The sequence below is a fragment of the Mucilaginibacter aurantiaciroseus genome (assembly GCF_024055595.1).
Lineage (GTDB): Bacteria > Bacteroidota > Bacteroidia > Sphingobacteriales > Sphingobacteriaceae > Mucilaginibacter > Mucilaginibacter aurantiaciroseus.
Map to the genome: position 1 here is coordinate 170,584 of NZ_JAMXOF010000002.1, position 20,066 is coordinate 190,649.

The following is a 20,066-nucleotide window of genomic DNA, read 5'->3' on the forward strand; positions in this document are numbered from 1 at the left end:
AATGGTAGGGGAGATTTTGGCTAAAGCCAACACGCTGTTTTTGCTACCCGTTGGTTAAAGCCGACAGCAATGATAGGCTGCAAAGGTTAAGCGCGTTGGTGATTTTAGTGTTAAACGAAGTGCTGAGTTATCAAATATTAATATCATTGCCCCCATTTATGGGGCGGATGAATTGATATACATTTCCGGCTTTAGCCGAAATTATTAGCCTGCGAACTGCACAGCGCCTTTTTTAGCTGTATTTACCGGCTGGGGCACTTTTACATAGTAACCTGTGCCATCGTAAATACGCTTGCGCGGGTGCGATTGACATTCGGCGCTGCAGCATCCATCCATTGCGGTGCCGCAATCATCACACTGCGTAAAGTGTTCATTACACTCGGGGTTGGCACAGTTGATCATTTTTGGCGTGGTTTTGCCACAGTTACGGCAGGTGGATATCACAACCGGGTTTACGCTATTTACATCAACAGAAAGGCGGCTGTCGAACACGTAGCATTTGCCCTCAAAATCTTCGCCGCCGGTTTCTTTACCGTATTTGATAATACCGCCGTGTAGCTGGTAAACATCGCTAAACCCTTCGTGCAACAGCAGGGCCGATGCTTTTTCGCACTTGATGCCGCCGGTGCAGTAGGTCAATATCTTTTTATCCTTGTATTTGGCAAGCTCGTTGATCATCGCCGGGAAATCGCGGAAGTTTTCGATATCCAGCGTTACCGCATTTTTAAATTTTCCAAGAGAGTGTTCGTAGTTCGAGCGTACATCAAGTATCACCACGTCGTCGCGGTCTTTCATCGCCAAAAAATCTTTTGGCTCTAAATGTTTACCGGTTTGTAGCTGCGGGTTGATCATGTTTGGATCGCGCAGGCCGGAGTGTACTATTTCTGATTTATATCGGCAGTGCATTTTTACGAACGAAGGTTCATCTACCACATCCACCTTAAAATCGATCCCGGCGAAACGCGCATCGGCGTGCAGGGTATCCATGTAGGTTTTACAAGCCTCTTCGGTGCCGGATACGGTACCGTTAAGGCCTTCGTCGGCCACAATAATGCGCCCGGTTAACCCAAGAGCGGTACAAAATTTTAAATGATCGGCCGCAAATTGCTCGCCATCAGCTATTGTTGAATAACAATAGTAAAGTAGTGTGTTGTATTTTATCATAACCACATTGATGCCGCTGCAAACGGTGTTAAATGAGGTGCAAAGATAATGTTTTTTAAGAAAGTCGGAAAGACCGAAAGTCGGCAAGTTCGAAAGGTGCTCATGTCTTCCGGACTTGCTTACTTGCGGACTTTGCGTTAGCGTAGGCCGTAAAATATCCTGAAGCCCTGGATGTATTTTTTGTTCCCCGCGTATGAGATACCGTAATCTACCCTAAAGATAAGGCGTTGTACACCTACATAAAACTCTTTGTAGTTAGGGTTGCCCTTGGTGGTTAAATAGTTGGCGCCAATTATTTCTTCCAGCTTTAATTTCCTGATCAAAGGTATTTTGTTGAGCAACGATCCGGCAAAGTTGTGTTGGTAGTGTGCTTCGAAGAACGCGCCATTTGTACTGTAGGTATAAAACGGCAGGAAGTGGAAGCTACCGATGTAGGTAGGGTCGAACGTGGTACCCTGGTTACCTAAGTAATGGTAATAATCCATATAATACAGGTTGTTGTTCCTGAAGAAATCGCCACCTGTTAATTTAAAAGAGGAGAAACCCGACAATCCTACACGGATGTTGGACTGCGCGATATCAACCGATGCAAAATCATAATCAACATCAGACCCAAAAGCGCTTTTTATACCCTTACGATAGTTAACAGTTAGCGTAGGATACCTCGACGGGATATTGAATTTACCGGTTGGCCTGGTAATATATTGCTGATCGAATGTAAAGGCTACTGATGTATTAAATGTTAATGCCTGGTTTTGCGGGAACAAGAATGAGCGGTCTTCTGGAGGTGTACCTGCAGGTGCCAGTGGATTGTTAGAGGTAAATTCTTTATTTTTTACATTTACTAAGTGCCCAAAGGCATTGTTATACATTTGGGTACGGCTGGCGTATTGCAATGCCGCCGACCATAAAATACCATTCCTTAATTCGCGCTGGAAGCCAAAGCCCCCGTATTGCGAACGGTAATATTTTACATAGTTATTCTCGTACAGTATGGTGCTTAGTGTGTTAAAATATAGCGAGCGTGTACCTACGTTGTTCAAATCGAGCACATCGCTGCCAAAATCAACAAAAAACTTTTGGTTATGAAACGGATCGTTAAGGTACTCTGCATGCACATTGGCACTGAATAATTTATTACCGAAACCATAGCGCACGGCAGGGGTGACGCTGTACGAGTGCAGGTCATCTATTTTATGGGAGTAACGCACTTTGGCATTTATACCAAATCCTTCAACTGTGTTGTAATAAAACGTTTGCAGGAACGGGAAAATGTACAGTGAATCGCGCTCGCTGCGGTTGCTTGCGCTGTAACCAAATATGGTATAAGTAAAGTAGTTGATGTTGTTTTTAGTATGCTGCAGGCTATCCAGGTAAGCATCCGTTTTTTTGTAGGCGGCAATGCTATCCTTTTTTTGATAATTGCGGGTTTCCTGTTTGGTTAAAGGTAATGGGCGCGTTGCGTTCCAATATCCCGGGGTTTTAAGATTGGCCGCGGTATCTATTTTTAATACTTCGCCATTAAAATAACCTTTGGGGAAGGTTGGGTTTAATTTATAGTTGTTGTAGATCCCCTGGTAATATCCGCCAAATTTAAACCCAAGTACCGTTCCCCTAAAATTAACCTGTACCGCTGCCGGCATCCAAACGCTATCGGTTATAGGGATGTATTGCTGGCTTATTTTTAAGGTGTCAACAAGATTTAAGCTTGCCCTTTTGTTGGTAAGCATCAGGTCTACACTGTAAATCCGCCAATCACCCTCTACAATGTACATGTTACCCTGAAAGTACTGGCCATTCTCGCGCTTGGGTATTACCTCAATTTTATCAACTGTAAGGCCGTTTTGTATGGTGCTGCCAGCCAGTTTATAATTGTAATATTTAGCCGCGTTTGTACCTATGGGTGAAAGGTAAGCACGGGTGCTTAACCCGTTTATTTTAAATACATCGTTATAAAAATTCACCTGCAGGTCTGATGCCTTGCTGTAATCGAACGCGGTATTGATACCCGATTGCTTTGAAGCAATGGTAACCTCGCGCATTTTGTTAGGGTTTGCAAAGTTAAGGCTTGCTAGGATCTCGGTTTGGTAAAGGATGCCACGGCCGTTAGAATCCAGATCGAGTGCCTGTATCACCGCTTTACTGGTTAATGCCTTTGGCGAGCTTAAAAGCTTTTGAACCCCTTTTACATAAACCGCGCACGAGTAACTTTTTACTTCATTTAAATGCTGCTGGCGTTTGGCAATAACCCGGCTCATGATGGTATCGCCGGGGTCAAGGTTTTGTTTCCACTTGTCAGATACCTGGCTAAATTTGAAAGCCTCGTTGGTTAGCTGCATATCATGTGGAACGGGCTGGTCGGCTATGGTTATCTTTTCTACCTGTTCTGCATAACCTGTAGCGCGGTAAATAACGTTATATGTGCCGGGGCTTAGTTTTAGCTGATAGCGGCCTTCCTCGTTAGCGGTGGTGACATAACTGGTATTGCGGATGTATACCGATGCGAACGGCACCATCTCGTTTTTTTGGCCTGTTATATGGCCCGATAATACGTATTGCTGTGCCGATGCGGTAAATGCAGTGAGTATAAATATAATAAAGGGTAAGTATCTTCTCATAGGGTGTTTTACGGTAAATACTAATAGTGGCTAAAATGTTTTTGCGTGTACGTAATTTACATTAAATGTTTTGTATAACCCGTTCAATTGCTTGTTAATGTTTAATTTTGCGGCTTTAACATCTCATTATTATGTACAATACATTGCAACCGGTTTTACAGCAGGAACTTGTCGATATTGAAAGCGCCGGCCTATACAAACGCGAAAGAATTATCACCTCGCCACAGGGCGCAGATATTACCGTGCAGGGCGGGCAGGAAGTAATAAACTTTTGTGCCAATAATTACCTGGGCTTATCGGGAAACGGTAAAGTGATTGAGGCTGCCAAAAATGCGATGGATACCCATGGTTACGGCTTATCGTCGGTACGTTTTATTTGCGGTACGCAGGATATACATAAAACACTTGAACAAAAAATAACTGCCTTTTTAGGTACAGAAGATACCATACTATATGCGGCCGCTTTTGATGCGAATGGTGGTGTTTTTGAGCCGTTGTTTAACGATCAGGATGCTATTATTTCTGATGAATTGAACCACGCCTCGATCATAGACGGTGTGCGCCTTTGTAAGGCGCAACGCAAGCGTTACAAACATGATGATATGGCCGACCTGGAAGAGCAGCTGAAAGCCACTCAGGATCTTCGCCACCGTATCATTGTTACCGATGGGGCGTTCTCTATGGATGGTACCATCGCGCAGCTTGATAAAATTTGCGCTCTTGCCGAAAAGTACAATGCCTTGGTAATGATTGATGAAAGCCATTGCAGCGGCTTTATGGGCAAAACCGGCCGCGGTACGCACGAGCATCATAATGTAATGGGTAAGATAGATATCATTACCGGTACGTTAGGTAAAGCTTTGGGTGGTGCATCGGGCGGATTTACATCTGGCCGTAAAGAGATTATTGACATGCTTCGCCAGCGCTCGCGTCCTTACCTGTTCAGCAATACATTAGCCCCTGCTATTACAGGCGCGTCTATTGCTGTACTGGATATGCTAAGCGAAACCACCAACCTTCGCGATAAACTGGAAAGCAATACCCAATACTTCCGCGAGAAGATGACTGCTGCGGGTTTTGATATAAAAGCAGGCGTGCACCCAATTGTACCTGTTATGCTTTACGAAGCCAAGCTGGCGCAGGAGTTTGCAGCTAAGATGCTGGAAGAAGGCATTTATGTTATTGGCTTCTATTACCCGGTTGTTCCACAGGGCAAAGCACGTATCCGTGTACAGATCTCGGCCGCGCATGATGTAGCACATTTAGATAAAGCTATAGCCGCATTTACTAAGGTAGGTAAGGCTTTAGGGGTGATTAAATAGTTACGTATAAATTTTTATATTTGTACGTATAAATTTATTGATATGGCAACTGCGAAATTAACATTGAGTATGGACAGGGACACTATACAAATTGCGAAGGAAGTTGCAGCCGAAAGCAATATGAGTGTTTCTAAGTTTATTAAAACCCTTGTTATAGAACTTGATAAGAAGCGGAAAAAGAAAAAGGCTGATATGTCACAATTAGCTGATTTTCCGGAATGGATGCAACAACTAATTGTAGCGAGAGAGCCTACACCTGATTTCGATCATAAGGCATTATATCATAAGCATCTGGATGAAAAGTATGGCTTATAAAAATTTATTTATTAACTCCGATGTGTTATTAGATACAATTTTAATCAGGCAGCCTCATTTTAACACCAGTGCAGAGGTAGTAAACTTAGCTGATGGCAGTATTTATAAATTAAGCGCTTCCACCCATAGTTTATTGAATATCCATGATGCAACTAAACGAGTATTAAACGAGAAACTTGCCAGGCAAGCAGTTTCAGTATTAACAAATAGGTTTACTATTATTAAAGAAGATGTTGATTTAATTAAAGCTGCTGTCGCTTCGGCTTTCTCTAATTTTGAAGATGCCGTGCAATACTACGCTGCAATTAGTGGAGGATGCGACGTTATAATCACACGTAATATAAAAGACTACAAACAAGCTACAATTCCGGTATTGACTGCCGAACAATTTTTAAGAACGTTATAATGCAATCTAAAATAGACCAATATACTGCCGAGATAAAAGCTTTCACAGCTGCCAAAGCTGATGAACTGGAAGTATTTCGTATTAAATTTTTAGGTACCAAAGGGTTGATAAAAGACCTTTTTGAAGAGTTTAAAACCGTTGGCCCCGAAGAGAAACGCACTTTTGGTAAAGTACTTAACCAGTTTAAGCAATTTGCCGAAAGCAAGTATCAGGAAATACAGGAAAGTCTTAAACCCGAAATCGAAAATCCCAAATCCGAAATTGACCTTACTTTGCCCGGTGATGGTTTTGAAGTAGGTTCACGCCACCCGTTATCGTTGGTACGTAACGAAATCATCGATATATTTAAACGCCTTGGTTTCGTAGTGGCCGAGGGCCCGGAGATTGAGGACGACTGGCATAACTTCTCGGCCCTGAACTTCCCGCAGGAACACCCTGCAAGGGATATGCAGGATACTTTCTTTATCCGCAAGGGTGATGGGACGGATGATATCGCTTTGCGTACACACACCTCATCGGTACAGGTACGGATGATGGAGAATGGTAAACCGCCGTTTCGCGCCATTATGCCGGGCCGTGTTTACCGTAACGAGGCTATCTCGGCACGCGCGCACTGTTTCTTCCACCAGGTAGAGGGTTTATATGTGGATGAGAATGTATCGTTTAGTGATCTGAAGCAAACGCTTTATCACTTTGTGCAGGAGCTTTACGGCGAGGGTACCAAGGTTCGTTTCCGCCCATCATACTTCCCGTTCACCGAGCCATCTGCAGAGATGGATATCTCTTGTACCATTTGTAAAGGCGAAGGCTGTAACATGTGTAAGTACAGCGGCTGGGTAGAGATATTGGGCTGCGGTATGGTTGACCCTAACGTGTTGGAAAATTGCGGCATCGATAGTAAAAAATACACCGGCTTTGCTTTCGGGATGGGGATAGAGCGTATCACCAACCTGAAATATGTGATCCGCGATCTGCGTTTATTCTCTGAGAACGACGTACGTTTCCTGAAACAGTTTACAACAGATATTATATAAATGAAGAATATCCCGGCACTGCTTATTATTTGCCTGCTGTTTTTAGGCTGCAGCAAAGCCGAAAGCATAGTGCCGCGTGTACCTGTAAACGTAAAGATCGTAAAAACAGATCCACGCTATACCGCGCTTAACGCACCGGGGGGGTATGTCTATATATCGGGTGCGGGTGTGGCCGGAATTATTATTTACAGGCAAACAGATAATTCTTATGTGGCTTACGACCGTTGCAGCAGCTATCAGCCCGAAAAATTATGCGCCATTTCTGTTGATGATACGGGCTTTACCGCTACCGACCCATGCAGCGGATCAAAATTTTCACTTTCAGATGGGGGCCCTGTTAAAGCCCCTGCTACCAAATATCTTAGGTCGTATATTGTAAATACCACGCAATTTGAGATATTTGTGTCAAACTAATTGATGGAAGCCGATAAAATTAAAGATAGTATTAAGCGGGCAGCGCAAGATCTGTTTCGCAAATTCGGTTACCATAAAACCAGCGTAAACGAAATAGCCAAGCGCGCCAAAATTGCAAAGGCCACCATCTACAAGTATTTTGATAGTAAGGAAGCCGTTTTGCACGTGTTGCTGATGGACTATATAAAAGTTAGCGTTGATGAACTGATCAATACCAACACCCCCGATATGGACGAGGAAGCTCATCTTAGCAGCCTCATCATGAAAACCTGCCGCCTGTCATACACGGTCTGCAACGAATTTATTGGCTGGGATTTTATCCGCGAGAGCACCAACTCGCAAGATTTTTTAAAGAACCTCTCAAACGAACTGGAAGAACTGCTGGTGCAATCGTTCACCCAGCTACCCGGCATCCGCAAGCACGAAGGCTACCACCAGCGGATACGCTTCCTCATCAAATGCAGTAAAAGCATCGTATTCAGTTTCGCGTTTACGTCTGTAAGTGATAGCGACGTGCGCAAGAATTTTGTATCTTTCCAAAAAGAAATTTTGCCTTATTTGGTAAAGGCGGCGATATTGGTGTAAGACAGCCGTATCTCTGAATTTTTTTGTATTTTAGAAGTACTAAACCAATTTACATGGCGAATGAATTTGACGCGGTAATGCTTAAGCGAACCGATGCCGACCTGATCAATATCCTAAATAGCCCGGCAGGCGATTATCAACCCGCCGCGCTCGAATCTGCAAAGCGTGAATTTGAACGCCGCAGCTTATCGCAGGAGCAAATTACTGAGGCTACGCAAGTTATAGAAAAGAAACATCAGGCTAATTTAGAGCAGGCAAACGAGCCACTTGGCGTATTGGCTAAAATGGTCGCGCTGTTATTTCCTGGAGTATTGTTACTTGTTTTTTCTTTCACCTACAAAGCCGAAGGTTACGACCGCAAAGCGAAGGAGTTAAGGCGATGGACTTTGTACGGCGTTTTATTTTACTTTAGCTTGGTGATCATAGAAAGTATACTCGCTTCGCTTTAGCTCAAACCATAAATATTACATCTTTTTTAAAATAATATTTGCAACTCCCATTTTTAATAACTTACTTTGAATAACAAAGTACTTTTAAGTGAAAGAAAACGAAATACAAGACGAGCTTACATCCATCCGCAGTATGATGGAGCGCTCCTCAAAATTCATCTCGCTTAGCGGCCTTAGCGGTGTGCTTGCGGGTGTTTATGCTTTGATAGGGGCAGCCATCGGCTATAACATTATTTATGGTACTGGTGGCTTTTTCAGCTACCGCGAATATGTAATGGACGATGTGAAGCGCTCGCCGGGTAATTTGTATACTTTGATCCTGGTGGCGTTGGCAGTATTAGTTGCTTCGCTTATTACAGGTGTTTACCTAACCATCCGCAAAGCCAAACAAAAAGGGCAAAACCCTTGGGGGCGCACCAGCAGGCAATTGCTGTTTAACCTGGCTGTACCATTGGTAACCGGCGGCTTATTAGTGCTTATTTTAATATCGAGAGGGTACTTTGGCATTGTGGCATCAACAACGCTTATATTTTATGGCCTGGCACTGGTAAACGCCAGTAACAATACTTATAAAGATGTACAGTATTTAGGTATTATAGAAATTGTATTAGGTTTGCTGGCTGCTTTACTGCCGGGTTATGGTTTGCTGTTTTGGGCTGTAGGCTTTGGCGTGTTACACATTGTTTACGGCAGCATCATGTACTTAAAATACGACCGGTGAAGATCCCATTTGAAAAACTCGACAAAGCCTTTGAGAACCGGCTGCGTTTGCAAATAATGAGTGTGCTGGTGGTGAACGAGCGCTACGATTTTATTTCGCTTAAGGAACTGCTTGATGCATCAGACGGTAACCTGGCATCGCACCTTAAGGCCTTAGAAAAAGAGGAGTATATTATGGTGCACAAATCATTTTTGGGCCGCAAGCCAAACACCAATTACGAGGCTACTGCCAAAGGTAAACAAGCGTTTAAACAACACCTTGACGCCCTGGAGCAGATCATAAAAAATCAAAAGAATTTTTAACTATATTTTTTTACCTAATTACTTTGTAATTCAAAGTACTTTCAAATAAGCAAATGATACAAGAACAACAAAACCCGCTACGCAGCATCATGGATTGGTTCAAGGAATCGATCACCGTTAAATTAGTTTTCATCGGCATCCTGGTATTGGTGCTGATGATCCCCTCATCCCTTATCGGCGACCTCATCCGCGAGCGTTCCGAGCGGCAGGACGATATGATAAAAGAAGTGGCCGACCAATGGTCGGGCAGCCAAACGGTAAAAGGTCCGGTACTTATCATACCATACCGCAAAACCGCCAAGTTTATGGAAAACGGTAAAGAGATAACCAAAGAGGTGATTGAAACCCTTTACATATTACCCGAAAACCTCAAGATCAAAGCCAATGTAAAACCCGAGGTATTACACCGTGGTATGTTCGAGACGGTGGTGTATAACTCGGCCATCCGGTTAACGGGTAATTTTGCCAAGGCAGATGTGGCGGGGTTAGGCTTAACGCCCGATCAATTGATGCTGGACAAAGCACGACTGGAGTTTAGCATCAGTGATCTTAAAGGACTTAAAAACAACCCGGTGATAAATGCCGCGGGCATGCAGGTGGTTGCAGAACCCTCTTTTAACAGCAGGGATTTGTTTGCTAACGGATTAAAAGGCAATATCAACCTGGCTGCTACCAGCGGCAACGCCTTTAATTTTGATTATACGCTTGATCTAAAAGGTAGTCAGGAACTTCACTTTTTGCATTTGGGCAAAACTACCGAAGTAGAGGTCGACGGCAAATGGAGCAGCCCGAGCTTTGACGGCCGTAGCCTGCCCGATAAACGAGAGATTGATAGCAGCGGCTTTAAAGCCAGCTGGAAAATGCTGTATTATAACAGGCCCTACCCGCAGCAATGGGTTAACGATAACGACCTGCTGAACGGCAAGAAAAAAGAAGACGACGCATCTTTTGGTGTAAAACTTCGCCTGCCGGTAGATCAGTACCAGAAAATTACCCGCACCAGCAAATACGCCATTCTCATCATCCTGCTTACATTCGTTTCGTTGCTGCTAACAGAGTTGATCCGCAAGCAACGCATCCACGCTTTTAATTATATTTTGATAGGCGCGGCCATGACCATCTACTACACGTTGCTGCTTTCCTTTTCAGAGCAGGTAGGTTATAATTTCGCTTACCTCATCGCATCAGTATCAACCATTGGGTTGATATCAGTATTCATTGCATCTTTACTTAAAAACAAAGGCGCGGCGGCCTTATTCGCGCTCATCTTATCCATTATCTACATATTCATTTTCGTGATCATCCAACTGGAAGACCTGGCCTTGCTGATAGGCAGTATCGCGCTCTTCGCCATCGTAGCCCTGCTCATGTATTTCTCGCGCAAAATAAACTGGGATAAACAATAATCAATAAATGAGGCGCAAGGTATTGCGCCTCTACAAAAACATAATTAAATCACGTAGAGACGCGATACTTCGCGTCTCTAAATAAGCAAATTAGTATGCACACAAGCTATTACTGGATAGGATATTTCCAGGCAAATGCCCGCCAAAAGAGAGTGAACTGGAACATAGCGCCCACCATTACACAGGACGAGATCGCTACCATCCTGCCATCGTTACAGGCATGGCAACTGGGCGAAACATCTGAAGGGGAACACCTTATTGCCGCATCAACCAAATACGCCTACCGCATTGGCGACCCGGATTATGTAGATTCCGTAAAACTGTTTATTAAAGAAGAACAAAAGCATGGTAACAACCTGGGCCGGTATTTGGATAAGATAGGCCAAAAGCGCGTCAAAAAAGATTGGGGCGATACTCTGTTCCGCAAAGTGCGCTATTGGAATACCAGTATGGAGATTTGGACGCTGGCCGTTATTGTGGTAGAAAGTACCGCCCAGATCTTTTACCAAGCCCTTAAAAATGCGACCAATTGCCGCCTGCTAAAAGACATTTGCACCGATATTTTAATTGACGAAGCCCCGCATATCACCTTTCAAACAGAGCGGCTGGCCATCATCTTCGAGAGGAAATCGGATTTTTCAAAATCCTGGCGTAAGGTGGCCTACAAGCATTTCTTCCATGCAACATCGCTGTTGGTTTGGCATGCCCACAAAAAGCTGTTTATGGCAGGCGGGATAACGTTTAATATGTATGTAAAAAAGATGCAGTACAAGTATAAAAAGACGATCAACATGATAACAGCTGCTCCGGCAGATCATCAAAACATGATTTTCAAGTATGGAAACTAATAAATCAATCTCTGCAAGGCAATGGTGGCTTAGTCACAGGGCAAAATATAATGTAGGGCTACTATATGCAGGTTTTATTGCTTTTCTGCTTTACGTTATACTCGGCCCAATAATTATCGAGCCACACGAGGAATTTGAAGAAACCATATTTGAGGTGGCCTTCCAAGGCTTTGCCTATATTATTATGATGGCTATTGCCAATGCCTTTTACACCTTGGGCTGGATAGTTGATGCAGCCTTTAACAAGAGGAACAGCCTGCGTTTTCGAGAACGCCTATTTGCATTAGGTTATTGGTTCTCGTGTGCGCTACCCATTTTACTTATTATGAGTGTTATGGTCAGGTTTCTTATTTGGGGTAAATAAATACATTTTTTATATCTAAAACTTATAAAATGCAATCAAAGGCACTTAATTACAGTTTAAAAGTATGGTTAACCATTGTTTTTGTAGCGCCGGTTATTTTATAATCATTTTTAATTTTGTTGCAAATAAAGGATATTAAAAGTATATAAATCGCTGGCTTATTGAGCAATTGATGATCTACTTGTTAATCGTGTGTTTTTAAGCTCAATATTATCGTTTCTTACCTGGGTTATTTTTTTGTGATGATTGATTTTCAACGCGCGTCAAACGTCCGATATCTCAAAAACATTAAATACTATATTATAGCATTTGGGGTAATTTTAACGAGTTGCAATTTTTGCGTTATTATTGCTTCTTGATATTGGAGAAATCTTGTATTATTTGTGCGCTTCCTATTGTATTTGTATTGCCGGTAGTTCGTATTTCTATAAGCTGGAAATTACAAGGTTAGAGCCATGCTGTGTAGACTCAAATAAAAAATGCGAAAGGAAATGCCCCGGAGGGGCTACCGCTTTGTAGAACAAATTTGAACCTGATTATTGCCTCGTAGAGGCTACCCATCAATCAGATATGTAACTAGCTTATTTGCGACCTGTCTAAGAAAGGGTAGCCTCTACGAGGCAAAGCTCGTCCTTTTCATCGGCTACAAAGCGGTAGACCCTACGGGTCATTAATAATAACTTGTCTGAAACATATTCATGATAGGTTAGATATCACATTTGGTTATAATAATTCAAAATACCGTTTTGGTTTTCGGTATAAATTTTATTATGTTTGCATAGTAAAATTTAATCTACATTACTATGAGCCAGGAACTAATTGCATTTTCGGAGCTTATTGATGAGCAGTTCGAAATTGAGATAGATTTGGGGAGTATCGAACCGGATAACTTCTGGAACAATATTCTCAACCTGTTTATCTGAACTTCACCATATTGCTTCTCATCTGCCAATAATAGTTGGCGGCAGGAAATTTTTTTGCCTGATTGTTCTGTCTCGTTGCGTCCCTTTTAACGTGCGGATTTATAAAGTTTCAAAATTACTTTTCTAATCACTATTCACAAATCAACTACTCACTAATTTATTAACTTTGTAGCCTGATGAGTAGATCTGCAAAAAAACCTAAGTTCTTTGAAAACGTAACTGTTATTGATATTGCCGAAGAAGGCAAGGGAGTTGGCAAAGCCGAAGATTTTGTGCTGTTTATTGAAAAGGCCGTTCCCGGCGACGTTGCAGACGTAGAGGTTTACCGCAGCAAAAAAAGCTTTGGCGAGGCCAAGATCATCAAACTCATCACCCCATCAGAATACCGCGTACCTGCTTTTTGTGAACACTTTGGCACCTGCGGTGGCTGCAAATGGCAGCACATGACCTACGATGCGCAGCTTAAATTTAAACAAAAAGCGGTGCATGATGCCTTAACCCGCATCGCCAAAATTGATGTGGAGCATATGGACGCTATTGTACCATCGCCTGCCGATAGGTACTACCGCAACAAACTGGAATATACTTTTTCTAACAAGCGCTGGCTGTACGACGGCGAAAGCCGCGAAGACGAAACGCTTGATATGAACGCCCTGGGTTTCCACATCCCCGGCCGTTTTGATAAGATCCTGAACATTAACCATTGCTACCTGCAGGCCGAACCATCAAACGATCTGCGTAACAGCATCAATGCTTTTGCCAGGGAGAATGGCATCAGTTATTATGATGTCCGCGCTCATACGGGGGCTTTGCGTAACCTCATCATCCGTACCTCGTCTACCGGCGAGATCATGGTTATCGTAGTTTTCGCTCACGCGGATCAGGAGCAGGTAAACCTGCTGATGAACTATGTGGATGCAGCCTTCCCGCAGATCACATCGCTGTTGTACATCCTTAACCAAAAGATGAACGACACCATTTTTGACCAGGAAGTGATAGCCTGGAAAGGCCCTGAATACATCCACGAAGAAATGCCTGCAGCCAATGGCAATGTGGTGCGTTTTAGGGTTGGCCCAAAATCATTCTATCAAACAAACTCTATCCAGGCGCTTCGCCTGTACGAAATAACGCGAGATTTTGCAGGCTTTACCGGCCACGAACTGGTGTATGACCTTTATACTGGTGCCGGTACCATCGCTAACTTTATTGCCGGCCATGTGCGCGAAGTAGTAGGGGTAGAGTACGTGCCATCGGCCATTGAAGATGCTAAGATAAACTCGCAGATAAACAACATTAGCAACACCAAATTTTACGCCGGCGACATGAAAGATGTGCTGGTGCACGATTTTGTGGTTGAACACGGTAAGCCCGATGTGATCATAACCGACCCGCCACGCGCCGGGATGCATGCCGATGTAGTTGCCCGTTTGATGGAGATCGAAGCAGACAAAATAGTCTACGTAAGCTGCAACGCCGCAACCCAGGCCCGCGACCTGCTGATACTAAAGGAAAAATACGATACTGTGAAAATACAACCGGTAGATATGTTTCCGCATACCCAGCATGTAGAGAATGTGGTGTTGCTGAAACTTCGTAAATAATTACTGCGGCTTAAATAAATTACCCATTACTTTATTCATCAAAATACTTGATGTTAAAAATTTAATACCACGCGCCTTTATGGGGGTACAGGGCTTGGCCTTGCCATTGTAAAACGCCTGTTAAAGTTATTCAATAGTGTTATCGAACTGGAGAGCGAACAAAAAAAGGGTTCGGTATTTTCATTTCCTATTCAGTTTGAATTATATAAAGGGGAAATAAACCCGGTATCGTTGCATACGGTGATGAACAGTAACCCCGAAGGCCTCAACATCCTTATTGCCGAGGATAATTCGGTAAACTCGTTGTTGCTGGTAAAGCTGTTAACCAAGTGGAACATAAACACCACAGTTGCCAACAATGGTATGGAGGCCGTTAAAAAGCTTAAAGAAGGTGATTTTGATGTGATACTGATGGACCTGCATATGCCCGTAATGAACGGTTACCAGGCTACGCAATTAATCCGTGCCTTAGATGATAAAACAAAATCCTGCATACCCATTATCGCGTTAACGGCATCGGTTTCTCATAATATTAATGATAAAATAAAAGAAGCCGGAATGAACGATTACCTTTCTAAACCATTCCAGGCGGCATCTTTACATCAAAAACTTGAAGCATTAAGCGCTTCAAAGGCGGGTAAGGTTATAACTGGTTAGGACTAAAGTGTACGATATGAAATTGCGAGCGATAGCGCGGCAACCTCAACATGTCCGTATGTCCTATAAAATTGCCACGTCGCTATCGCTCCTCGCAAATACATGATTTTTAATGGCCCAATAACAAAAAACTTACACATGATGGTGGCGCTATTTTGTCAGTAAGTAAAATTTCAAAGTATTGATTGATAGTTGTTTGTGAAAACACGCGTATGTTCACAAACGTGAACGTGAACATTTGGCTTAAAATGACAGCGCATAATGACTAATTACTTAATGACTGGCAAACTTCCTTTATCGTTTCACTAACCGGTTTAAATTTAAAACCTATGGCTTGCTTTATTTTGCTGTTATCAAACTCGCGGCTGTTTGATGCCGCACGTGCGCTGGTTTTATCCAAAGCGGGGGCTTTGCCGGTTAACAATCCTATAAAAGATGCACCACGCCAGGCCAGTTCCATCATCCACGGCTTGGCAAGGGTTTTAGGGGCGGGTACATTTAGGCATCCTGCAATTTCTTCAAAAAGGTGTTTGTAAGGGCGGTTTTCGGCGTTTATGATGTAACGTTCGCCGCTTAGGTTGGTTTCCATAAGGGCTATCATACATTTGGCAACGTCCTGCACATCTACAAAACCAATAGTGCCGCCGGTATAAAATTTAAGGCCTTTGCGCACAGTTTCAAAGATCTGTCCGCTGCCTGTGGTGCCGGCACTTACGCCTATAATGATTGTTGGATTTACAATTACAGCATCCAATCCCTCGGCAATGCCGCGCCAAACTTCCATCTCGCTTTCCAGTTTTGATATGGCATATCCATCCGTTTCGGTTGATGAATCCAGGTGGTTGTTCTCGGTGATCAATTCGCCGGGCTTAGCCTCGCCAACCGCAGCTACCGAACTGGTGTGCACCATGCGGATGCCTTTTTCGTTACAAAGGTCAACAAGGTTGGCCGTTCCCCGCACATTTGTACGGATCATCGGCTCTTTGTCGGCTTGTTTTAGGGATACAAAGGCTGCGCAGTTGTAAACCTGTGTAATTCCTTCTAAGGCATCTTCCAAAGCGGCGGCATCCATCAGGTCGGCGTTAACCCACTCAATTTTGTCGACAAAAGGCTCCAGTATTTTAGGAATGATTGATGATGCACGTTTGGTGCAACGAACCTTGTTTCTGCGCAGGATAAGTTCTTTCGCTAATTCGGCCCCTAAAAAACCTGTTGCACCCGTAACTAAAATCATATGCAAATCTGCAAAAAATCTGCACATTTGCACATCTGCATATCTGCACATCAAAAAATATGTCTTTAGCCGATTTTTTTACACCCATAGATCTTAAAAAGATCACGCCAAAGAATGGATATTTCACCAGCCAGCTTGGTGATAAAATTAACCATTACTCAGTTGATTTCCCCGATCTTGAACAAAAAACGGATATCGCTATTATCGGTGTGCTTGATGACCGAAACGCAGTAAATAACCCCGGCTGCGCTTTAGGCCCCGATTACGTACGCGAGAAACTTTACCTGCTAAATGAGGGCAGTTACAACACTAAAATAGTCGACCTCGGTAACATCGCCCGTGGCGAAACCGTGATTGATACCTACTACGCCCTTAAAACGGTTGTAGAAGAGCTTATCAAAAAAGATATTATCCCGTTGATTATAGGTGGCGGGCAGGACCTTACCTACGCTCAATACCTCGGGTACGAAAAACTGGAGCAGAAAGTAGATATGCTGGTTGTGGATTCGCAGCTGGACCTTGATGATGACGGCTTAAGCGAAACCATCGAAACCACATCGGCATCGTACATGAATAAAGTGATCCTGCACGAGCCTAATTATCTTTTTAATTACAGCAACCTGGGCTACCAAACCTACTTTGTAAACCAGGACAGTTTACGGGTGATGGATAAGCTTTATTTTGATGCACATCGGCTTGGCGAACTTACCCAAAACATCGCGGTAGCAGAACCAATTATCCGCAACGCCAACATGGTTAGCTTTGATATGGGGTCCATCCGCTCATCAGATGCGGCCGGTAATGCCAATGCCAAGCCAAACGGGTTTTACGGCGAAGAGGCTTGCCAGATCTGCCGCTATGCAGGCTTTAACGATAAACTTACATCGATAGGGTTCTACGAATTTAACCCGGCTTACGATACTAACGGTCAAACGGCAATGTTGCTATCGCAAATGATCTGGTGTTTTATCGATGGTGTTTACAACCGAAAGCGCGATTTTCCGCTCAATCCCAAATCACAATACCTTATTTACAAAACCAGCCTTACGCATGATGAGCACGAACTGGTGTTTGTAAAAAGCAAAAAAAGCGACCGCTGGTGGATGCAGGTGCCTTACCCAACAGGAGGTTCCAAAAACGAGCGCTTCCACCTGGTGCCATGCCGGTACGAGGATTATAAAACTGCCGTATCTGGCGAAATGCCCGACCTTTGGTGGCGTACCTACCAGAAATTGAACTAACCTGCAATTGATTAGGTATTTACACGTTATTGTACTTTACTGATAATTTAAATGAAGAAATTTCTTTTCACCATAGCGGTATTTTTGCCGGCTTTGGCCTTTGCGCAAAACGCGCAGCCTTTTACCGTTAAAAGCAAACTGACAAACATTAAAGGCCCTGCAACAGCTTACTTAGTTTATTACCTTGGTGCTAACAGTCAAACAGATTCTGCAACCATAGTTAACGGCGAATTTAAGTTTGAGGGCGTTATTATGGACCCGGTGACCGCGTCTTTGTTCATCGACCACAGAAACCTGGGATTCACCAAATATGTGGAACAAAACTTCCCGAATGGCGGCCCTTCAAAAACTGCTGATGGCTTAAGCTTTTTCCTGGAAAAGGGAACTATCAGCGTAAGCGGTAAAGATTCTATCGCTACCGCAGATGTCGTTGGCTCGCCTATAAATGATGATAATAAAAGCTTGAAAGCGCAGCTAAAGGTTATTATTGATAAAGCCCAAAAAGTAACTGAAGAAGGTAAAAAAGCCACTGCCGGGCAGCAACGATCTCCGGCTTTCCAGAATGTAATGCAGGCAAAATACAAGGTATTGCAGGACGAGCAGAAGAGCGTGATCAAGAATTTTATAACCACACACCCTACAAGTTATATCAGCTTGTTAGCGTTATCGAGCGTTGCCGGCCCAAACCCGGATGTTGCCGAGATAGAGCCATTGTATAACCTGCTCTCTGCTGATCTGCAAAAGTCTGAAGGCGGGAAGCAAATGAAAATGTCTATCGATGCATTAAATATCACCGCTATCGGCGCTTTAGCTCCCGATTTTTCGCAGAATGATGTGAATGGCTTACCTGTGCGCTTGTCATCATTCCGTGGTAAATATGTGCTGTTGGATTTTTGGGCATCGTGGTGCGGCCCTTGCAGGCAGGAAAACCCTAACGTGGTGAAAATGTATAATAAGTACAAAGGGAAAAACTTTACTTTGATTGGTGTATCGCTTGATAAGGCCGATGGTAAATCGGCATGGTTGGCGGCTATTAAAAATGACGGCTTGACATGGACGCAAGTATCCGACCTTAAATTCTGGAACAACCTTGCCGCGAGTTTATACGGCGTGCAATCCATCCCCCAAAACTTTCTGATAAACCCCGAAGGTAAAATTGTTGCCAAGAACTTACGTGGCGATGCACTGGATGCTGTGTTAGAAAAGTTACTTGGTAAAATTTGATGCTAAGTATAATAACCTCATATTAGGGTTCAATAAAACCGACTGTCATTATGAAAAAAATAACATTGAGCGCACTTGTGCTTTTGCCGGCGCTTGCTTTTGCGCAAGGCGGAAAATTTACGGTACAGGGGAAGCTGGGGAGCTACAATGCACCTGCTAAAGCCTACATTCAATACCGTAAAGAAGACAAAACCATAATGGATTCTGTGGTGCTTAAAAATGGCGCGTTCAAATTTGAAGGTATTGCTGCCGATGTACCCGGCCAGGGCTATTTATTGCTTAACCCCAAAGGTAACAGCATGAATGCTTCTAAAGATTACAAAGCCATTTACATTGAACCGGGAACTATCATTGTTACCACTGCTGATGAATTGACCAAGGCAACCGTTACCGGTACAAAATCTAACATCGAAAATGAACAATACCAGGCGGCTTTAAAACCGGTTAACGATGGTTACAAAGCCATGGAAGCCAAAGAAAAAGCTACCCCTGAAGCTGAACAAAAATCTGATGCTTTCATCAAACAAGCTAAAGTAGCTGAAAAATCTATAGAAGTTCAGGAGAAAGCTATCAACCAAAAATTTATTAAAAGCCACCAGGATTCTTATGTGAGCATGAATGCTTTGCAGTCGCTTGCTTACAGCTCGGATTTTGTGGATATTGAACCTTTGTATACTTCACTTTCTCCGGCTATTAAAGCTTCGGCAGGTGGTAAATCGTTTGGCGAATTATTGCCAAAAATGAAAGCTGTTGCCTTGGGCGCAACCGCGCCTGAAATTGCTGAGGCTGATACATCAGGCAAGGTGGTTAGCCTGTCATCATTCCGCGGTAAATATGTATTGGTTGATTTTTGGGCATCGTGGTGTGGCCCTTGCCGCCAGGAAAATCCTAACGTGGTAAAAGCATACAATGCCTATAAAACTAAGAACTTTACCATCTTTGGCGTATCGCTTGATGGCAAAGGTGCTAAAGGTGCATGGGTTGGCGCTATCCAAAAAGATGGCTTGGAGTGGACGCAAGTATCTGACCTTGCAGGCTGGAAAAGCCGCCCTGCCGGCGAATATGCCGTACGCGCTATCCCCCAAAACTTTTTAATTGACCCTAACGGCAAGATCATCGGCAAAAACCTGAGAGGGGATGACCTGGAAGCCAAACTTGCTGAATTGTTCGGGAAAATATAATTTTAGGTCCGCAAGTCGGTAAAGGCAGAAAGTCCGAAAGAAGAAGCTTTGTAGCTA

At 43.5% G+C, this 20,066-nt stretch carries 20 protein-coding genes and 1 pseudogene; 18 read left to right on the top strand and 3 right to left on the bottom strand.

All coding sequences use genetic code 11. The features are described from left to right. Positions 1–204: 204 nt before the first annotated feature. Both trhO and NAF17_RS08820 read right to left on the bottom strand, forming a co-directional pair. On the bottom strand, positions 205–1,164 hold the full coding sequence (gene trhO, locus NAF17_RS08815) for an oxygen-dependent tRNA uridine(34) hydroxylase TrhO (RefSeq protein WP_252757637.1): 960 nt from the start codon (positions 1,162–1,164) through the stop codon (positions 205–207). 137 nt (positions 1,165–1,301) lie between these two features. Further along, entirely contained in the window at positions 1,302–3,782 is a 2,481-nt protein-coding gene (locus NAF17_RS08820; RefSeq protein ID WP_252757638.1) for a DUF5686 family protein, read from the bottom strand. Between the two features lie 131 nt (positions 3,783–3,913). Here NAF17_RS08820 and kbl point away from each other — a divergent pair, with 131 nt between their 5' ends. The 15 genes and pseudogenes from kbl (at position 3,914) to NAF17_RS08890 (ending at position 15,129) form a co-directional block, all read left to right on the top strand. After that, positions 3,914–5,104: a glycine C-acetyltransferase gene (gene kbl / locus NAF17_RS08825; RefSeq protein ID WP_252757639.1), complete on the top strand. Its 1,191-nt coding sequence runs from the start codon at positions 3,914–3,916 to the stop codon at positions 5,102–5,104. A 42-nt stretch (positions 5,105–5,146) separates the two neighbouring features. After that, a complete protein-coding gene (locus tag NAF17_RS08830) occupies positions 5,147–5,419 on the top strand; it encodes a DUF6364 family protein (RefSeq protein WP_252757640.1) in 273 nt (90 codons plus the stop codon). Then, positions 5,409–5,825: a PIN domain-containing protein gene (locus tag NAF17_RS08835; RefSeq protein ID WP_252757641.1), complete on the top strand. Its 417-nt coding sequence runs from the start codon at positions 5,409–5,411 to the stop codon at positions 5,823–5,825. Before NAF17_RS08830 ends, NAF17_RS08835 begins: the two co-directional genes overlap by 11 nt. Beyond that, on the top strand, positions 5,825–6,859 hold the full coding sequence (gene pheS, locus NAF17_RS08840; protein ID WP_252757642.1) for a phenylalanine--tRNA ligase subunit alpha: 1,035 nt from the start codon (positions 5,825–5,827) through the stop codon (positions 6,857–6,859). Before NAF17_RS08835 ends, pheS begins: the two co-directional genes overlap by 1 nt. Further along, complete coding sequence (locus tag NAF17_RS08845) at positions 6,860–7,273, top strand: Rieske (2Fe-2S) protein (RefSeq protein ID WP_252757643.1); 414 nt, start codon at positions 6,860–6,862, stop codon at positions 7,271–7,273. Positions 7,274–7,276: 3 nt separating this feature from the next. After that, the gene (locus NAF17_RS08850; protein WP_067062844.1) at positions 7,277–7,858 is read left to right on the top strand and encodes a TetR/AcrR family transcriptional regulator; all 582 of its coding nucleotides are present in this window, start codon (positions 7,277–7,279) and stop codon (positions 7,856–7,858) included. Positions 7,859–7,911: 53 nt separating this feature from the next. Then, positions 7,912–8,307, top strand: a complete 396-nt coding sequence (locus NAF17_RS08855; RefSeq protein ID WP_252757644.1) for a hypothetical protein — start codon at positions 7,912–7,914, stop codon at positions 8,305–8,307. An 88-nt stretch (positions 8,308–8,395) separates the two neighbouring features. After that, on the top strand, positions 8,396–9,028 hold the full coding sequence (locus NAF17_RS08860; protein ID WP_252757645.1) for a hypothetical protein: 633 nt from the start codon (positions 8,396–8,398) through the stop codon (positions 9,026–9,028). Next, entirely contained in the window at positions 9,025–9,330 is a 306-nt protein-coding gene (locus tag NAF17_RS08865; RefSeq protein ID WP_252757646.1) for a winged helix-turn-helix domain-containing protein, read from the top strand. The genes NAF17_RS08860 and NAF17_RS08865 overlap by 4 nt, the downstream gene beginning before the upstream one ends. A gap of 53 nt (positions 9,331–9,383) precedes the next feature. After that, positions 9,384–10,736, top strand: coding sequence for a cell envelope integrity protein CreD (creD, locus tag NAF17_RS08870; protein WP_252757647.1), 1,353 nt, complete (start codon positions 9,384–9,386; stop codon positions 10,734–10,736). Positions 10,737–10,831: 95 nt separating this feature from the next. Then, entirely contained in the window at positions 10,832–11,584 is a 753-nt protein-coding gene (locus NAF17_RS08875) for a ferritin-like domain-containing protein (RefSeq protein ID WP_252757648.1), read from the top strand. Next, positions 11,574–11,948: a hypothetical protein gene (locus NAF17_RS08880; protein ID WP_252757649.1), complete on the top strand. Its 375-nt coding sequence runs from the start codon at positions 11,574–11,576 to the stop codon at positions 11,946–11,948. Before NAF17_RS08875 ends, NAF17_RS08880 begins: the two co-directional genes overlap by 11 nt. 1,099 nt (positions 11,949–13,047) lie before the next feature. After that, positions 13,048–14,472, top strand: a complete 1,425-nt coding sequence (rlmD, locus tag NAF17_RS08885) for a 23S rRNA (uracil(1939)-C(5))-methyltransferase RlmD (protein ID WP_252757650.1) — start codon at positions 13,048–13,050, stop codon at positions 14,470–14,472. Between the two features lie 78 nt (positions 14,473–14,550). After that, a pseudogene (locus tag NAF17_RS18290) lies at positions 14,551–14,655 on the top strand (ATP-binding protein); the annotation flags it as partial. A 60-nt stretch (positions 14,656–14,715) separates the two neighbouring features. Beyond that, complete coding sequence (locus tag NAF17_RS08890; protein ID WP_252757651.1) at positions 14,716–15,129, top strand: response regulator; 414 nt, start codon at positions 14,716–14,718, stop codon at positions 15,127–15,129. Between the two features lie 265 nt (positions 15,130–15,394). Here NAF17_RS08890 and NAF17_RS08895 read toward each other — a convergent pair whose 3' ends face one another. Continuing rightward, positions 15,395–16,363: an NAD-dependent epimerase/dehydratase family protein gene (locus tag NAF17_RS08895; RefSeq protein ID WP_252757652.1), complete on the bottom strand. Its 969-nt coding sequence runs from the start codon at positions 16,361–16,363 to the stop codon at positions 15,395–15,397. Between the two features lie 59 nt (positions 16,364–16,422). Between NAF17_RS08895 and NAF17_RS08900 the strand changes: the two genes are divergently transcribed. Genes NAF17_RS08900 through NAF17_RS08910 form a run of 3 tightly spaced genes read left to right on the top strand, consistent with a single transcriptional unit; the run spans position 16,423 to position 20,009 of the window. Then, positions 16,423–17,604: a formimidoylglutamase gene (locus NAF17_RS08900; RefSeq protein ID WP_252757653.1), complete on the top strand. Its 1,182-nt coding sequence runs from the start codon at positions 16,423–16,425 to the stop codon at positions 17,602–17,604. Between the two features lie 51 nt (positions 17,605–17,655). Then, on the top strand, positions 17,656–18,828 hold the full coding sequence (locus tag NAF17_RS08905) for a TlpA disulfide reductase family protein (RefSeq protein WP_252757654.1): 1,173 nt from the start codon (positions 17,656–17,658) through the stop codon (positions 18,826–18,828). Positions 18,829–18,878: 50 nt separating this feature from the next. Continuing rightward, entirely contained in the window at positions 18,879–20,009 is a 1,131-nt protein-coding gene (locus NAF17_RS08910) for a redoxin domain-containing protein (protein ID WP_252757655.1), read from the top strand. The last annotated feature ends 57 nt before the right edge of the window (positions 20,010–20,066 follow it).

What these genes read in the sequence shown, in the direction of transcription:
- rlmD (WP_252757650.1), top strand. Translation starts at nt 13,048, where the DNA reads ATGAGTAGATCTGCAAAAAAACCTAAGTTCTTTGAAAACGTAACTGTT.
- NAF17_RS08875 (WP_252757648.1), top strand. Translation starts at nt 10,832, where the DNA reads ATGCACACAAGCTATTACTGGATAGGATATTTCCAGGCAAATGCCCGC.
- NAF17_RS08905 (WP_252757654.1), top strand. Translation starts at nt 17,656, where the DNA reads ATGAAGAAATTTCTTTTCACCATAGCGGTATTTTTGCCGGCTTTGGCC.
- NAF17_RS08900 (WP_252757653.1), top strand. Translation starts at nt 16,423, where the DNA reads ATGTCTTTAGCCGATTTTTTTACACCCATAGATCTTAAAAAGATCACG.
- creD (WP_252757647.1), top strand. Translation starts at nt 9,384, where the DNA reads ATGATACAAGAACAACAAAACCCGCTACGCAGCATCATGGATTGGTTC.
- pheS (WP_252757642.1), top strand. Translation starts at nt 5,825, where the DNA reads ATGCAATCTAAAATAGACCAATATACTGCCGAGATAAAAGCTTTCACA.
- NAF17_RS08855 (WP_252757644.1), top strand. Translation starts at nt 7,912, where the DNA reads ATGGCGAATGAATTTGACGCGGTAATGCTTAAGCGAACCGATGCCGAC.
- NAF17_RS08890 (WP_252757651.1), top strand. Translation starts at nt 14,716, where the DNA reads ATGAACAGTAACCCCGAAGGCCTCAACATCCTTATTGCCGAGGATAAT.
- NAF17_RS08835 (WP_252757641.1), top strand. Translation starts at nt 5,409, where the DNA reads ATGGCTTATAAAAATTTATTTATTAACTCCGATGTGTTATTAGATACA.
- kbl (WP_252757639.1), top strand. Translation starts at nt 3,914, where the DNA reads ATGTACAATACATTGCAACCGGTTTTACAGCAGGAACTTGTCGATATT.
- NAF17_RS08895 (WP_252757652.1), bottom strand. Translation starts at nt 16,363, where the DNA reads ATGATTTTAGTTACGGGTGCAACAGGTTTTTTAGGGGCCGAATTAGCG.
- NAF17_RS08910 (WP_252757655.1), top strand. Translation starts at nt 18,879, where the DNA reads ATGAAAAAAATAACATTGAGCGCACTTGTGCTTTTGCCGGCGCTTGCT.
- NAF17_RS08830 (WP_252757640.1), top strand. Translation starts at nt 5,147, where the DNA reads ATGGCAACTGCGAAATTAACATTGAGTATGGACAGGGACACTATACAA.
- NAF17_RS08845 (WP_252757643.1), top strand. Translation starts at nt 6,860, where the DNA reads ATGAAGAATATCCCGGCACTGCTTATTATTTGCCTGCTGTTTTTAGGC.
- NAF17_RS08850 (WP_067062844.1), top strand. Translation starts at nt 7,277, where the DNA reads ATGGAAGCCGATAAAATTAAAGATAGTATTAAGCGGGCAGCGCAAGAT.
- NAF17_RS08820 (WP_252757638.1), bottom strand. Translation starts at nt 3,782, where the DNA reads ATGAGAAGATACTTACCCTTTATTATATTTATACTCACTGCATTTACC.
- NAF17_RS08880 (WP_252757649.1), top strand. Translation starts at nt 11,574, where the DNA reads ATGGAAACTAATAAATCAATCTCTGCAAGGCAATGGTGGCTTAGTCAC.
- trhO (WP_252757637.1), bottom strand. Translation starts at nt 1,164, where the DNA reads ATGATAAAATACAACACACTACTTTACTATTGTTATTCAACAATAGCT.